General features: G+C 38.1%; 11 protein-coding genes. 7 read left to right on the forward strand and 4 right to left on the reverse strand.

The features are described 5' to 3' along the window. Positions 1–16 precede the first annotated feature (16 nt). Complete coding sequence (locus O0236_RS00770; protein ID WP_268912278.1) at positions 17–142, forward strand: hypothetical protein; 126 nt, start codon at positions 17–19, stop codon at positions 140–142. 257 nt (positions 143–399) lie between these two features. On the opposite strand, the gene metF is transcribed toward O0236_RS00770, so the two are convergent. The 3 genes from metF to O0236_RS00785 are packed head-to-tail and all read right to left on the reverse strand — an operon-like array spanning position 400 to position 4,033. Further along, positions 400–1,278 carry a methylenetetrahydrofolate reductase [NAD(P)H] gene (gene metF / locus O0236_RS00775; RefSeq protein ID WP_268912279.1) on the reverse strand — a complete coding sequence of 293 codons (879 nt, stop codon included), beginning with the start codon at positions 1,276–1,278 and terminating at the stop codon, positions 400–402. Then, positions 1,256–3,541: a 5-methyltetrahydropteroyltriglutamate--homocysteine S-methyltransferase gene (gene metE / locus O0236_RS00780; protein ID WP_268912280.1), complete on the reverse strand. Its 2,286-nt coding sequence runs from the start codon at positions 3,539–3,541 to the stop codon at positions 1,256–1,258. Before metE ends, metF begins: the two co-directional genes overlap by 23 nt. Positions 3,542–3,559: 18 nt before the next feature. Next, on the reverse strand, positions 3,560–4,033 hold the full coding sequence (locus tag O0236_RS00785; protein ID WP_268912281.1) for an S-ribosylhomocysteine lyase: 474 nt from the start codon (positions 4,031–4,033) through the stop codon (positions 3,560–3,562). A gap of 589 nt (positions 4,034–4,622) precedes the next feature. Here O0236_RS00785 and O0236_RS00790 point away from each other — a divergent pair. Then, positions 4,623–5,381 (forward strand): SDR family oxidoreductase, encoded by a 759-nt coding sequence (locus O0236_RS00790; protein WP_268912282.1) that lies wholly within the window; start codon positions 4,623–4,625, stop codon positions 5,379–5,381. 176 nt (positions 5,382–5,557) lie between these two features. Beyond that, positions 5,558–6,913 (forward strand): cytosine permease, encoded by a 1,356-nt coding sequence (locus O0236_RS00795; RefSeq protein ID WP_268912283.1) that lies wholly within the window; start codon positions 5,558–5,560, stop codon positions 6,911–6,913. A 53-nt stretch (positions 6,914–6,966) separates the two neighbouring features. On the opposite strand, the gene O0236_RS00800 is transcribed toward O0236_RS00795, so the two are convergent. Then, on the reverse strand, positions 6,967–8,952 hold the full coding sequence (locus O0236_RS00800) for an ABC transporter ATP-binding protein/permease (protein ID WP_268912284.1): 1,986 nt from the start codon (positions 8,950–8,952) through the stop codon (positions 6,967–6,969). A 341-nt stretch (positions 8,953–9,293) separates the two neighbouring features. On the opposite strand from O0236_RS00800, the gene O0236_RS00805 reads away from it, so the two are divergent. The 4 genes from O0236_RS00805 to O0236_RS00820 all read left to right on the forward strand — a co-directional run bounded on the left by O0236_RS00805 (position 9,294) and on the right by O0236_RS00820 (position 14,409). Further along, entirely contained in the window at positions 9,294–10,850 is a 1,557-nt protein-coding gene (locus tag O0236_RS00805) for an Nramp family divalent metal transporter (protein WP_268912285.1), read from the forward strand. Between the two features lie 23 nt (positions 10,851–10,873). Next, positions 10,874–11,323: a universal stress protein gene (locus O0236_RS00810; protein ID WP_268912286.1), complete on the forward strand. Its 450-nt coding sequence runs from the start codon at positions 10,874–10,876 to the stop codon at positions 11,321–11,323. Positions 11,324–11,427: 104 nt separating this feature from the next. Beyond that, complete coding sequence (locus O0236_RS00815; protein WP_268912287.1) at positions 11,428–12,774, forward strand: MFS transporter; 1,347 nt, start codon at positions 11,428–11,430, stop codon at positions 12,772–12,774. Positions 12,775–12,981: 207 nt separating this feature from the next. Then, on the forward strand, positions 12,982–14,409 hold the full coding sequence (locus O0236_RS00820) for an NAD-dependent succinate-semialdehyde dehydrogenase (protein ID WP_268912288.1): 1,428 nt from the start codon (positions 12,982–12,984) through the stop codon (positions 14,407–14,409). Positions 14,410–14,423 lie beyond the last annotated feature (14 nt).

The following is a 14,423-nucleotide window of genomic DNA, read 5'->3' on the forward strand; positions in this document are numbered from 1 at the left end:
AAACCACGGGAACAACATGAAACGCCAAATAGTTGCTGAGAAGCTATCATCGTATTTGTCATCAGCTGTTCCTAGTCTTTTTTCTAAGTATACTAAGATAAAACCGGTCGCCAAGAATATTAATGGTGATATTTTTAAATAGCCGCCATAATTCCATACTACATAGATGGTCCTAAAGAATGATATAAGATAAATCATTCTAAATATGTACGTAATGATTTTCAGCTTATTCTTTGAATTTATTTTAATGTTTGATCACCTCGGTTAATTCATTGACTCGATAATAGTAAAGATTAAAGCAATTATCAAACTATGATTGGTATTATCATGATAATTTTATTCATTTACACACGTTAAGAAAAAGATGTCCCACCCAATTAGGGGAGACATCTTTTTAAATTAATGTACTTCAGTTGCTTTAAAAACAGACTTTGTTTCATTATAAATTCGCGCAGCTGTATCAGCTTGATTCATGGTATATAAATGGATCCCATCAACCCCGCGAGAAACAAGGTCGATGATTTGATCAACTGCAAAGGCAATCCCAGCATCTCGCATAGCTTCCTTATTGTCAGCATACCGATCAAGAATCGCCTGAAACTTCTTAGGAACAGGAACGCCAGTGATAGAAGTAATTCTTTCAATCTGCCGTTTGTTGGTGCAGGGCATGATGCCAGCTTCAATTGGCACATTGATACCAGCAATGCGGGCTTTTTCGTAAAATTCATAAAAAGCATCATCATCAAAGAATAGTTGCGTGATTAGATGGTCGGCACCACTATCTACTTTTACCTTGAGGTTTGCGATATCGTCAATGAAACTATCAGCGTCGGTATGACAATTAGGATAGCAAGCGCCAAGAATATTGAATTCTGGCCGATTATTTTTGATGAATTCGACTAGTTCATTGGCATGATTGAATTCGCCAACAGGTTTGCGATTGGCAATTCGATCTCCTCTCAGAGCTAAAATGTTATGCACGTTAATTTCATCTAATTTATCTAAGAGTTGTAACACTTCAGACTTTGTTTGATAAAGACCAGGAACGTGGGCCACAGCATCAATACCTAATTGATTTTGAATAATGTCTGCGACTTCGATATTGCCACCAAGCGGATTAGTTCCGCCAGCACCTAAAGTCACTGATATAAAATCTGGGTCAACAGCTTTGAACTGTGAAATGGTATCTAAAATTGCGGAATCAGGAGTCGATTTCTTAGGTGGAAAAACCTCTAGAGAAAATATAGTTTTTTGATTAGATAACGCCGTTAGGTTCATGAATTTCGCTCCTAACCTTTTTGGTTGCGTCAACGATATTTTTCAAGCTTTCAAATGATTCAGTTTCTGATCGTGTTTTCAAACCACAGTCAGGATTAATCCAGATTTTTTCCAGAGGTAATTTAGTGATCAACTGATTAATTAAGTCAGTGATTTCTTGAACTGATGGAATTCTTGGAGAATGAATATCGTATACTCCAGGACCAACTTCAGTTTGGAAATTGGCGTCCACTAATTGGTCAATTAAAGTGAAATCAGCACGGGATGCTTCAAATGAAATAACATCAGCATCTAAAGCATCGATTGCTTCAATGATGTCGCCAAATTCGCTGTAGCACATATGGGTGTGAATTTGCGTTGTTGCAGCAACTTTACTATGAACTAGTCGGAATGCTGGAACGGCCCAGTCTAGATAATCTGAGAACCAGTTAGACTTTCTTAAAGGCAAGTTTTCACGCAATGCAGGTTCATCGATTTGAATAATCTTAATATCATGCTTTTCAAGATCCAGAACTTCTTCTTGAAGAGCTAAAGCTATCTGAGTGACAGATTCTTTAGGCGAGATATCTTCACGTGGAAATGACCAGTTGAAGATGGTCACAGGACCAGTGAGCATACCCTTTACTAACTTGTTGGTGAGGTTATTGGCGAAGACAGTATCCTTAACAGTAATTGGGGCTGTTCGGGAAATATCTCCCCAAATAATTGGTGGTTTAACTCCTCGAGTACCATATGATTGAACCCAACCGTTTTGAGTAAAGACAAAACCGGCGAGTTTTTCACCGAAGTATTCTACCATGTCATTTCGTTCGTATTCCCCATGAACAAGCACGTCTAAACCGATATCTTCTTGGAATTTAATGATGCGTTTGATTTTGTCATTATTAAATTGATCATATTCCTCGCGACTAATTTCGCCCTTGCGGAATTTAGAACGGTTTTGACGAACATCCTTAGTTTGAGGGAATGAGCCAATCGTGGTGGTTGGCAAGATGGGTAACTTAAATTCATCTTTTTGAATTTGTTCTCTTTCATTTCTAACTGGCAATCTTATGTAATCGTCATGAGTTAAAGAAGCGATTTGAGTTCGGACAGTTTCGTTGACTGGATGCTTTACAGAACTGAACAATTCAGTGTTTTTATTCAAAATCGTATTACCATCGGCTTGATGTGAGTAAATCTTATCGAGGTCTGTAATTTCGCCTAATTTTTGAATGGCGAAGGCTAAGTGTTGTTGTACGTCACTTGGCAATTTAGTTTCGTCCTCAGCGGAATATGGAACGTGTAGTAGGGAGCAAGATGTGCTTAGGACAATGTTTGAATCGATATTTAGCCCTTCAAGTTCTGCAATTGTGTTAGCATAGTGGTTTCGCCAGATGTTTTTTCCGTTTAAAATACCAGCGAATAAGGTTTTGTCGGCGGGAAATCCGGTCTTGGCTAATAGTTCGCGGTTGTAGGGTCCTTCTACAAGATCTAGTCCAATACCATCAAAGTCCTTGCTGATCACATCGTTATAGATGTCTCTAATATCACCAAAGTAAGTTTGGAGATTGACTTTAGTTTCAGGTTTATTAGTCAAAATCCCATCGTATAGTTGGTCAAAAATTTGTTTATCACTGACAGTTACATCTAAACATAGTGCGGGTTCATCAATTTGGACCCATTGAACATGTTGTTCTGCCAATTTAGTTAAAACAGATTGATAAGCGCTGATTAAATCAGTGACAAATTCTTTAGGTGTTGCTTCATCAATAAATCGACTTAATTTCAAGAGGGTATAAGGACCAGTAATGACAGCTTTAACTGGAACTTTCAATTCCTGAGCTTCAGCAACTTGATCAAATAATTGGGTACCCACTAATTTAACTTGAGTAGTTTTAGAGAATTCAGGAACAATGTAGTGATAGTTGGTGTTGAACCATTTCTTCATAGACAGGGCTTTAACTGAACCTGATTCATCTTGTCGTCCCCGAGTTTGCGCGAAGTATTCGTCAAGAGGCGACAGATTTAATTGACGATAACGTTCAGGCACGATGTTCAAAAGGTTGGCGGTATCTAATAAACTATCAAAGAAAGAAAAGTCACCAACTGGAATTAAATCAATGCCAGCGTCAACTTGGGCTTGCCAGTGAGCTTGACGAATATTTTTAGCAATGGTGAATAACTCATCTTGAGAAATTTGCTTCTTCCAATAGTGTTCGGTCGCAAACTTTAATTCACGATGGTGACCAATTCTAGGGAATCCAATAATGGTTGTTGTCATAGTGGTGCCTCCTCTAAATTAAATTTCGTGTCTTTCGAATGGTTGATCTGAAATTCCTTCAGCAAGAATTTTCTTGCTCCATTCTTTGGCTGAAAATAGTGAATGGTCACGGTAGTTACCACAACTGGTAATGTCTGTGCCGGGGATGTCTTCCCATTTAGTTACATTGGCGATTTCTTCTAGAGAACTCTTTAAAGCCTTAGCGACTTCGGTAGTGGAATGTTTTCCCCAAGTGATTAAATGAAATCCAGTTCGGCATCCAAATGGAGAACAATCAATTACTCCACTAAGCCGATCACGAAGCAAACCAGCAAGTAAATGTTCGATTGTGTGTAATCCTGCAGTAGGAATAGCATTTTCATTGGGCTGAACTAATCGTAAGTCATAGTTTGAAATAACGTCGCCTTTATCACCGTGTTCCTCAGTAATCAAACGAACGTATGGTGCTTTAACCTTTGTGTGATCTAATGTAAAACTTTCAACTTTTGCCATAATAAAAATCTCCTTTGTTTTTTAATCTGATTAACTAATTTAGTTTTAATGATTGATAAATAAAAAAGCACTCGCCCCCACACCATTTCTGATGAAGGGGCGAGTGCTTTCGCGTTACCACCCTTATTTGTAATGACTTCGCAGCCATCACCTCAAAAAGTACCTGTTGATACTTCGGCAAGGTAACGGTTGCTCCCGATTCCACAGCGTTAACTGTGAAATGGCTATTTCGAGTTCATGTTCGCTACCGTTAATCTCACCCTTTCACACCAACCGGGTTCTCTTTGCAAATCACATAGTAGTTACTCTTCTCGTCAGAGCCTTAAATAAAGAATCATTAAAATTTAATGATAATACTAATCATATTCCAATCACTTGTCAAGAGATTTTAAAAATAAAATTTTATTAGATTATTCGCCCTAGCAATTGCAGTTATCTTAGGCAACTTACAAGATAGATAGCACATTCTGAATTCTTTTATCAATAGGGTGAGCTGAAAAAAATTTACAATATTTTCTGAAAAGGCTTTCATTTATTATTTCATTGTGATATATTTTACATGCAAGATACTTATCGGGGAGGCACATATATGACTGATAGATTAAAGAATAAAGTTGCAATCGTTACTGGAGGAACTTTAGGAATTGGTTATGCAATTGCCCAAAAGTTCGTTGAAGAAGGGGCTAAGGTAGTTATCACTGGTCGCCGGGAAGAAATCGGCGAAAAGGCTGCTAAGGAAATTGGTACTCCAGATCAAATTCGGTTCTTTAAACACGATGCTGCCGATGAACAAGGTTGGAATGACTTGTTTGAACAAACTGAACAAGCTTTTGGCCAAGTAACAACTTTGGTAAACAATGCGGGGATTGCAATTGCCAAAAATATTGAAGAGACCACTGCTGAGGATTGGCGCAAGTTAATGTCAGTTAACTTAGATGGTGTCTTCTACGGAACCAAGCTAGGAATTATCAAGATGAAGAATAAGCATTTGGGTGCATCGATTATTAACATGTCTTCAATCGAAGGATTTGTTGGTGACCCTAATCTTGCTGCTTACAACGCTTCAAAGGGTGGAGTAAGACTATTGACTAAATCAGCTGCCTTACACTGTTCTTTAAATGACTATGATGTTCGTGTTAACACTGTTCATCCAGGTTACATTAAGACACCATTAGTTGACGATATTCCTGGTGCTGAAGAAGCACAATCACAAAGAACTCAAACTCCAATGGGACACATTGGTGAACCAAATGATATTGCATATATCTGTGTTTACTTGGCTTCAGACGAATCTAAGTTTGCTACTGGTTCTGAGTTCACCGTTGATGGTGGTTACTTAGCTCAATAATTTTAGTTGCGTTGTTCCATATTTGTCCGTATACTAATAGAAAAATATCCTTTAATTAGTCCCGTGAGGCTATAAGGAACGACTAAGTAATGAATCAGTTTGTGTGGATTTCCATACTACTGAGAGGTCCCCTTATGCCTTCGGGTATAAGGGGATTTCTTAGTTAGGAGCTAATTATGGAAAACAATCGATTTGGTCAGATAGAAGTTGTTAACAAAGAGCATCGACACCAATCATTTTGGGATATGTTTGCCACGTGGGTGGGGGCAAATGCCAATAACGGAACCTGGTTTGTCGGTGGTGTGATTGCTGCGTGTGGATTCGCTACGGCTTCAGTAACCATGGTAGTTGTCGGAATCATATCGTATATTCTCTTAGCGTTAGCTGCGAAAATGGGTTATGATACCGGAATTTCTTCGATGGCTCTCACAAGAGCGTCTTTTGGATTACGAGGTAGTTTTTTGCCATCGATAATCAATCTGGTTCAGTTCATCGGATGGGCCGCTGTTAATACATTTATCGCGGCCACTTCAATTAGCTATATCTTGCATGATTTATTGGCTTGGCCAGTATATGGTCAACCTGGTGGGATGAAAGGCTTGATTCTCGGTATCGTCATCATGAGTATTTTACATATTTTAAGCACATCTATGGGGGAAGTTTCCGTCAGAATTATTGAACGTGTCGGCATTGTGTTGGTATTTATTCTGGTAATTTGGGAAAGTTACGTGGTGTTTAAGCATGTTTCGTTCAGCGAAATCATTGCCTATCGGCCGGCAGCCAATGTCAAAATGTCTTCTGGTCAAGCCGTCGATGTCTTAGCCGCATTTAACTTAGCTTGGGTAACTGCGGGAAGCGACTTTACTCGTTTTTCAAAGAAGGAAAGTAGCGCCACTTGGGCACCATTTTTAGGGGCCAATTTAGGTTTCTTCTGGTTCACTGCGGTTGGTACCATATCTACGATTGCGACAGCTATTACCTTAGGTCACTTTGATGCTAATAATTCAGATCCATCAACCATTGCTAGTAAATTAGGATTAGGAATTTTAGCCATGCTGGTCATCATTATTACCAGTACGACAGCCAATGCGGTTAATCTAATGGCAGCGGGTTCAGCCTTAACTAATATGACCAAGCGATTGAAGCTAACACCTAGTATTATCCTGGTGACGATCATAGCAACGTTTGTGACGTTTATTCCTGCATTTTACTCGACTTTTCTGGGAGTGTTCACCGCATTTCTTGATGGAATCGGAATGTTTTTAGGACCAGAAATTGCCATTTTCTTAGCTGATTATTATCTGATTGCCAACCAAAATTATGTTGCTGAGGAATTCACAAAAATCAGAGGAAAGTACTGGTATCGTTTTGGCATTAACTGGTTAGCTATCATTGTCTGGATGATTTCGGTAATTAGTTACATTATTTTTAAATCTATTCCGATGATTGCCAATACTATTGGTGCAACGTTTGTTTCCATGATTTTGGCCGTGGTTTTGTATGTCGGATTGGCAAAACTCCGTAAAAAATAATAAAAAACCGTAACGATTTCATTCGTTACGGTTTTTTTATTAATTAAATATTATTAATCTGCAGACAACGCATCGATAGGATTTAATCTTGATGCTCTTCTAGCAGGTAGTAATGCAGCGATAAATGAAATTACGATTGCAATAATGATTGTCGTAACAACATCTGTTGGCGTGATTTGCACCATGTTGAATTTAACGATTCCGTACAGCATCTTGTTCAACCCAACTTGAGCTCCCCAGGCAATAACTAATGAAATTGCAGCTGAGAATAAACCAATTAGAACGGATTCTGCTGTGAATAGGCGACGTATGTCTTTTCTTCTAGCACCTAAGGCTCTAAGAATACCGATTTCCTTAGTTCTTTCAGATACTGACATGTACATCGTTACAATAATCATTAAGGCAGATACGATTAATGAAATACCGGCGATTGCAGACAAAATAATTGTCGCAATTTGAACGTATTGGTTAACCGTATCTAAGATATCACCGACAGTGATAGCCCCGAAGGTGTACTTGCCGTCGGTTTTGATATTCTTAATGTCAGAAGCGGCTTGTTTAACTTGAGTACTCTTTTTGATATTAACTGAAACATAGTTAGCCTTTGTTTCGGCTCCGGACTTTTTAAGAATGGCTTTCATAGTCGAGTAGTTTGTGGCTGCTGCCACAGCTGTTTGACCACTACCTTTGGTAAGACCGACCACCTTAACAGTTCCTTTGACTTGAACTGGGCGGTTATTACCATTGATCCATGGGAAGGAAATAACCACTTTTTTACCAATTATTTTTTTGTAATTTTTGCTATTACTTAGTGATACTGCTTGAGTTTTACCGATGACAATTTCATTTTTACCTGGTTTGTGACCAGTTGCTACAGTATTATCGGTAATGGCCTTTGACCAAGTGTTCATATTAGAACCATTGGCATTCTTGCGACCACGAGACAGAGTGAAGTTAGATAATTGATAACCAGGTTCCACTTTATCAACGTTTTTCACATCATTTAATTTTTTAATTTCTGAATCCTTGAGCATTAATTTTTGCGGTTGGCTAGCCGTTTTGCTCAACGAAGCCTGAAATGCAGCAGAACTTAACTTCTTTCCAGAAGGGTTCTTCATGACTGTAATGGAATTTGGGTTAATCATAGAGTTGATTTGATCTTGGATGAAGGCGTTGACCCCATTTCCCAAACCACTGAACAGAAGTACTGCAAACAATCCAATTGCGGTACCAATCATAATCAGTGAGTTGCGCCAGAAATTATATTTCAAGTGTTTGAAAGCATCATTATAACTTGCACCAGCAGAGAGTGGCTTTGATTCAAGCTTTTCTTCGTTATCTGGTACTGGATAAGCAGGCTTTAATCGAGTATCACCATCTAGTTGACCATCTGCCAAATGAACGATTCTAGTTCCATAGTCTGCCACTGCTTGAGAGTGGGTAACAGTGATTACTAAACGACCTTCGGAGGCAATTTTATCTAAAATTTCCAAAACTTCTTTGGTATTTTGAGAATCCAAGGCTCCAGTTGGTTCATCAGCGATAATAATATCAGGATCACTTGCTAAGGCTCTGGCAATAGCAACTCTTTGCTTTTGTCCACCAGATAGTTGATTAGGATACTTCTTTATTTGATCGCTCAAGCCAACTTGAGAAAGTAGGTCAATGGCTCGTTGACGTTTTTCTGAACTGGATAACTTAGTCATATTCAAAGATACGAGAATATTGTCTACGATATCTAAGTGGCTAATTAAATTATATGATTGGTAGATGTAGCCAACCGTACTTCTTCGGTAATTATCTAATTGTTTTTCTTTACTATGATCAAGTTTTTTACCATTGATAATTACGGAACCAGAGAAATTACGGTCAAGCCCACCAATAATATTCATTAATGTGGATTTTCCACCACCGGATTCACCTAAAATTGAGATGAATTCGCCACGTTCAAGGTTTAAATCGATACCTTTAAGAACAGGGAACTCTTCTTTTCCTAAATAATAGGATTTGTGAATGTCATGCAATTCAAGAAATGCCATAATGGAGCCTCCTAGTATATTTAACACGCCGTAAAATATAAACATTATATGGAACAAAGTCAATCTAAATATTGGTATTTTTTTGTGAGGTTAAACAATGAATTTTTTTGAACGTTTGTAGTTTAGTTTTGCATATTATGAATTTAATTACTAATATTAAGTCGGAAAAATTAAATGGCATGAATTTGTTTGTTATAGTAACCGGTTCCTTTAGTGAAATCACGACAATCAATAGTGAACAAATGCCTATATATGGGCAGTTGTCGCCTGTACATTTTTTTGTTTTATGCTAATATTATGGTTGGTGAGAGTCTAGTTCACCCAGGAGGAGGAAATCCATAATGGATAACAATAAGTCACCAAAGAAGGAAAGATTAATTCATCACGCAGATGGACCTTCGTTGGAAGAGATTAATGGAACAGTTAAAGTTCCAAAAGGAAAAGGATTTGCTAGAACGTTATTGGCATATTCAGGCCCTGGTGCTCTAGTTGCAGTGGGGTACATGGATCCAGGTAACTGGTCAACTTCAATTACCGGTGGTCAGAACTTCCAGTATCTATTAATGTCTGTAATCTTAATGTCGAGTTTAATTGCAATGCTGTTACAATACATGGCGGCTAAACTGGGCATTGTGAAACAGATGGATTTGGCACAAATGATTAGGTCTAGAACTAGCAAGACCTTAGGAATCGTTTTATGGATCATGACCGAATTAGCTATTATGGCAACGGATATCGCGGAAGTATTGGGAGCGGCAATTGCCCTGTATCTATTATTTGATATCCCGTTGATAATTGCTGTGTTCATCACGGTATTAGACGTATTATTACTATTATTGCTTACCAAAGTTGGATTTAGAAAAATTGAAGCAATTGTCGTTTGTTTGATTTTAGTAATTTTATTAGTTTTCATCTACCAAGTAGTTCTATCTGATCCTAACTGGGGTGCTGCCTTAGCTGGATTAGTTCCAACTACTAAGACATTTGCTACCTCGCCAGAAATTGGTGGTATTACACCACTTACTGGTGCTTTGGGTATTATTGGAGCTACTGTTATGCCACATAACTTGTACCTTCATTCAGCAATTTCACAAACTCGTCAGGTCGATCACAATGACGAAGAAGAAGTTGCTCAAACAGTTAGATTTACTGCATGGGATTCAAATATTCAACTAACAGTAGCTTTCTTGGTTAACGCTTTGCTGTTAGTTATGGGAGTGGCTGTGTTTAAGAATGGCGCCGTTAAAGACCCATCATTCTTCGGTTTATACGCTGCCCTGTCTGATCCATCAACTTTGAGTAATGGAATTTTGATTCAAGTTGCCAAGTCAGGTGCCTTATCAACATTATTTGCGGTTGCCTTATTAGCATCTGGACAAAACTCAACTATTACTGGTACGTTAACTGGTCAAGTTATTATGGAAGGTTTCATCCATATGAGAATGCCATTGTGGATGAGAAGATTAGTAACCCGGTTAATTGCGATTGTTCCAGTTGTGATTTGTGTGTTGATGACTAATGGTCAAACTGATATTCAACAACACGAAGCTCTCAACACATTGATGAATAATTCGCAGGTATTCTTGGCGTTCGCATTACCATTTTCAATGTTGCCACTATTAATGTTTACTGATAGTAAATTAGAAATGGGTGATCGCTTTAAGAACACCTTGATTATTAAGATTCTAGGGTGGATTTCAGTTATTTCCTTAACTGGACTTAACTTATACGGATTACCAGATCAAATTAAAGCTTTATTAGGCTCAGCATTTAATTCAGCCACTGTTGATATCGTGACTTACGGAGCAATGATTTTCGTAGTCCTATTATTGATTTGGATGACAGTCGACTTGAGAAGATCAAATGCTAAGTTCAAAGATGGCAAATTCATCGAATAATTAAATATACTGGGGGTATTTTTGTGGCAAACGAAGATTATAACAAAAACTTTAAACGTATTTTAGTAGGAGTTGATGATTCAGAGGATGCGCAACTAGCATTTAGATACGCAATCCGTGAGGCTCGTAGTGAAGACGCAACTTTGATTATTACTTCAATCTTGGAACACGAAGATATGAATGTTTATGAAGCTTTGAATAAGGACTTTATTCACGGCAAGCGTGATGAGTTAAGTGAACATATTGCTAAGTATCGCGATTTAGCATTGAGAGCAGGGGTTAAGAACGTTGAAATGGTAATTGATGAAGGCGAAGCCGGTGAAACTATCGTGAAAAACGTTATTCCAGCGACAGATGCCGATTTGTTGATTATTGGTTCACTTTCTAAGACAGGAATCAGAAAGTATTTTGGTTCTCAAGCTGCTTATATGGCAAAATATTCACCAATTTCAGTGATGGTTGTAAGAGAGTAATAATTGTTTAGAACATGAATTGGAAAATATAAACGGAAAGTAGAAGCAAACCAGGTTTCTAGTTTCCGTTTTATTTTGTAAAGTTATTTTTGGAGGGGATTATTGTGGAGCTTACAGATAAAGCCAGAAAATGGTTCGTTGCCACTTTACTGGTGGGAACATTTACGATGTCAATTAGTCAGTCATCACTATCGACTGCATACCCAACTTTTATGAAGTACTTTAATTTACCTGCTAGTACGATTGCCTGGTTAACAACGGGATTCATGCTAGTTATGTCGGTAGTTATGCCATTATCGCCATGGTTAATGGATAATTTTAAGTTCAAGCCATTATATTTAACATTATTAGGAATTTTTGCTGTTGGTACAATAATCATTATCTTCGCACCCAACTTTCAGATTATGATGGTTGGAAGATTAATGGAAGCAATTAGTGTCGGAATCCTCTTTCCTTCGTACCAGTCCATCATTCTTGAAATCACACCTCAAAAACACCGAGGAGCTATTATGGGAACTGTGGGCTTGGTAATGGGATCTGCTTTGGCAGTTGGTCCGATTATTTCAGGTGTATTGTTACAGATTTTAAACTGGCAAGCAATTTTTGGCTTGTTCCTAGTCGTCTTACTGGTAGTGTTTATCTTGGCCTTACGAACAATCGTGAGCCCTCGAGAGATCAAGTCTAGCAACTTTGATTTTATTTCAGTGATTTATTCTTTGGGAATCATTGGTTTGCTTTACTTCATCAATGAAATTAAGTCGATGACGGTAACTAATTATACTAATTGGATTATTTTGGTGGTTTCAATCGTCTTATTATGGCTCTTTGTTCAACGTCAGCTATCATCAAAAACCCCATTACTTAGATTAGATATTTTGAAAATTACTAACTTTGATTTAGGGGTGGCTTTAACATCACTTTCTTACATGTCATTGATTACCGTGACTATCGTAATGCCACTGTATTATCAACAGGTATTAGGAATGTCACCATTGTGGTCAGGATTGTCATTGGTTCCAGCGGCAGCACTACTTTCATGGCTTAATCGTCGTAGTGGTAAAATGGCTGACCGAGTGGGATTCAAACCAACAATTATGATCGGTTTTGGGTTATTTATCGTTGGATGGTTACTGTTGTTCGCAATTAGTGACATGCACAGTATCTGGTTAGCTATTATTGGCTCAATGGTAGTGGAGGCTGGTAATGCTTTCGCTATGATGCCAGCAACGACCTTAGGAGCTAATTCATTATCCGATGACCTTATTCCTCATGGATCATCAATTATTGCCACCATCAGACAAATTATGGGTTCAACGGCCATCGTGGTTGCCACAGTTATCTTAGGTAATGGTAATTTCAAAGGAGTCTTCTTGACTTTCCTTATTTTGGAAATTATTGCGATGTTATTAGTTTTCGTGATTAAAGATTCAACGAAGAAAAAAGTTTCATAAATATTAGCTTTAAGAACGACGCTTTCGAGATATTTTGAAAACGTCGTTTTTTTATGTTGATGCCATTTTCAAAAGATGGTATAGTTAATTTAAGCCAAAATGTAAACGCTTTAAGTTTATTAATCCAATCTTGCAACCACTAGTTGGTTGCTTTTCTATTTTTTAGTAGTTAATTAACTTTTCACAAACTAGGAGGGATTTTATAGAATGGCATATAAAACAGTTAATCCATACACAAATGAAATCGTTAAGGAATATGAAGATACGACCGACGCTGAGTTAGAAAGCGCGATTGATACAAGTTATCGTTTATTCAAACAGTTTAAGGATCAACCAATTTCTGAACGGGCCAAGATTCTTCATCAAATTGCTGCAAATATTCTCAAGCATTCTGATGAACTTGCTAAAGCAGCTACGGTTGATATGGGTAAGCTTTATAGAGAATCCAAAGGAGAAGTCGAACTGTGTGCAATGATTGCCGATTGGTTCGCTGATCACGCTGAGGATTTGCTGAAACCTGATAAAATCGATACTATCGCTAACGGTGAAGCTGAAGTTCAAAAGCACGCTACTGGAGTTATCATGATGGTAGAACCTTGGAACTTCCCTTATTATCAAATCATGCGGGTCTTTGCACCTAACTTTATGGTTGGAAACACTATGATTTTAAAACATGCTTCCAATACCCCAACTTCTGCAAAAATGTTTGCTGATATCGTTGAATCAGCAGGGGCACCTAAGGGATCATTGACCAATCTGTTTTTAAACTATGGTCAAGTTACTAGAGCAATTGCAGATCCTAGAATTCAAGGTGTGGCCCTCACTGGATCAGAGCGTGGTGGTCGTTCAGTTGCTGAAGCAGCTGGTAAGAATTTGAAGAAGAATACCATGGAACTTGGTGGTATGGATGCATTCATCGTCTTAGCTGATGCGAATGTTGATGATGTTAATAACATCGCTTGGCGGGCAAGATTGTATAACGCTGGTCAAGTATGTACTTCATCCAAGCGATTCATTGTTATGGACAACTTATATGATGAATTCGTTGCCAAATTAAAAGATAACTTCTCCAAAGTAAAACCAGGCGATCCGATGGATGATGACACAACTTTAGCTCCAATGAACTCAGAAAAAGCTAAGAATAAGCTTCAAGAGCAAGTTGATCGGGCAGTTGCTGCCGGAGCTACTGTTGAGTATGGTAATGAACCAATTGATTTACCTGGTCAATTCTTTAAACCAACGATTTTAACTAATATTACTAAGGACAATCCTGCATATAGCGAGGAAATGTTTGGACCAGTCGCTCATGTTTATAAGGTTCACAGTGAAGAAGAAGCGATTGAACTGGCAAATGATTCTATGTTTGGTCTAGGTGGAATTGTCTTCGGCGGTGATAGTGATCATGCTGCTGAGGTAGCTTCTAAGGTTGAGACTGGGATGGTGTTCGTAAATAACTTTATGGCATCCTTGCCCGAATTACCTTTTGGTGGAGTCAAAAATTCTGGCTATGGTCGAGAAATGAGTCAAATTGGTCAAATGGCATTTGTAAATGAACAGTTGATCGTTAAGGCTGATCATCCAGATTTAAGTAATCTAGCTGGTGGTTTGGTAGCTGTAGATAAAGATAATAAATAATAAAATAATCTAAA

Source organism: Lentilactobacillus sp. SPB1-3, from assembly GCF_026913205.2.
GTDB classification, from domain to species: domain Bacteria; phylum Bacillota; class Bacilli; order Lactobacillales; family Lactobacillaceae; genus Lentilactobacillus; species Lentilactobacillus terminaliae.

Coding starts and splice junctions, on each gene's coding strand:
- O0236_RS00805 (WP_268912285.1), top strand. CDS start 9,294: ATGGATAACAATAAGTCACCAAAGAAGGAAAGATTAATTCATCACGCA.
- O0236_RS00770 (WP_268912278.1), top strand. CDS start 17: ATGAAACGCCAAATAGTTGCTGAGAAGCTATCATCGTATTTGTCATCA.
- O0236_RS00785 (WP_268912281.1), bottom strand. CDS start 4,033: ATGGCAAAAGTTGAAAGTTTTACATTAGATCACACAAAGGTTAAAGCA.
- O0236_RS00820 (WP_268912288.1), top strand. CDS start 12,982: ATGGCATATAAAACAGTTAATCCATACACAAATGAAATCGTTAAGGAA.
- metF (WP_268912279.1), bottom strand. CDS start 1,278: ATGAACCTAACGGCGTTATCTAATCAAAAAACTATATTTTCTCTAGAG.
- O0236_RS00800 (WP_268912284.1), bottom strand. CDS start 8,952: ATGGCATTTCTTGAATTGCATGACATTCACAAATCCTATTATTTAGGA.
- O0236_RS00795 (WP_268912283.1), top strand. CDS start 5,558: ATGGAAAACAATCGATTTGGTCAGATAGAAGTTGTTAACAAAGAGCAT.
- metE (WP_268912280.1), bottom strand. CDS start 3,541: ATGACAACAACCATTATTGGATTCCCTAGAATTGGTCACCATCGTGAA.
- O0236_RS00790 (WP_268912282.1), top strand. CDS start 4,623: ATGACTGATAGATTAAAGAATAAAGTTGCAATCGTTACTGGAGGAACT.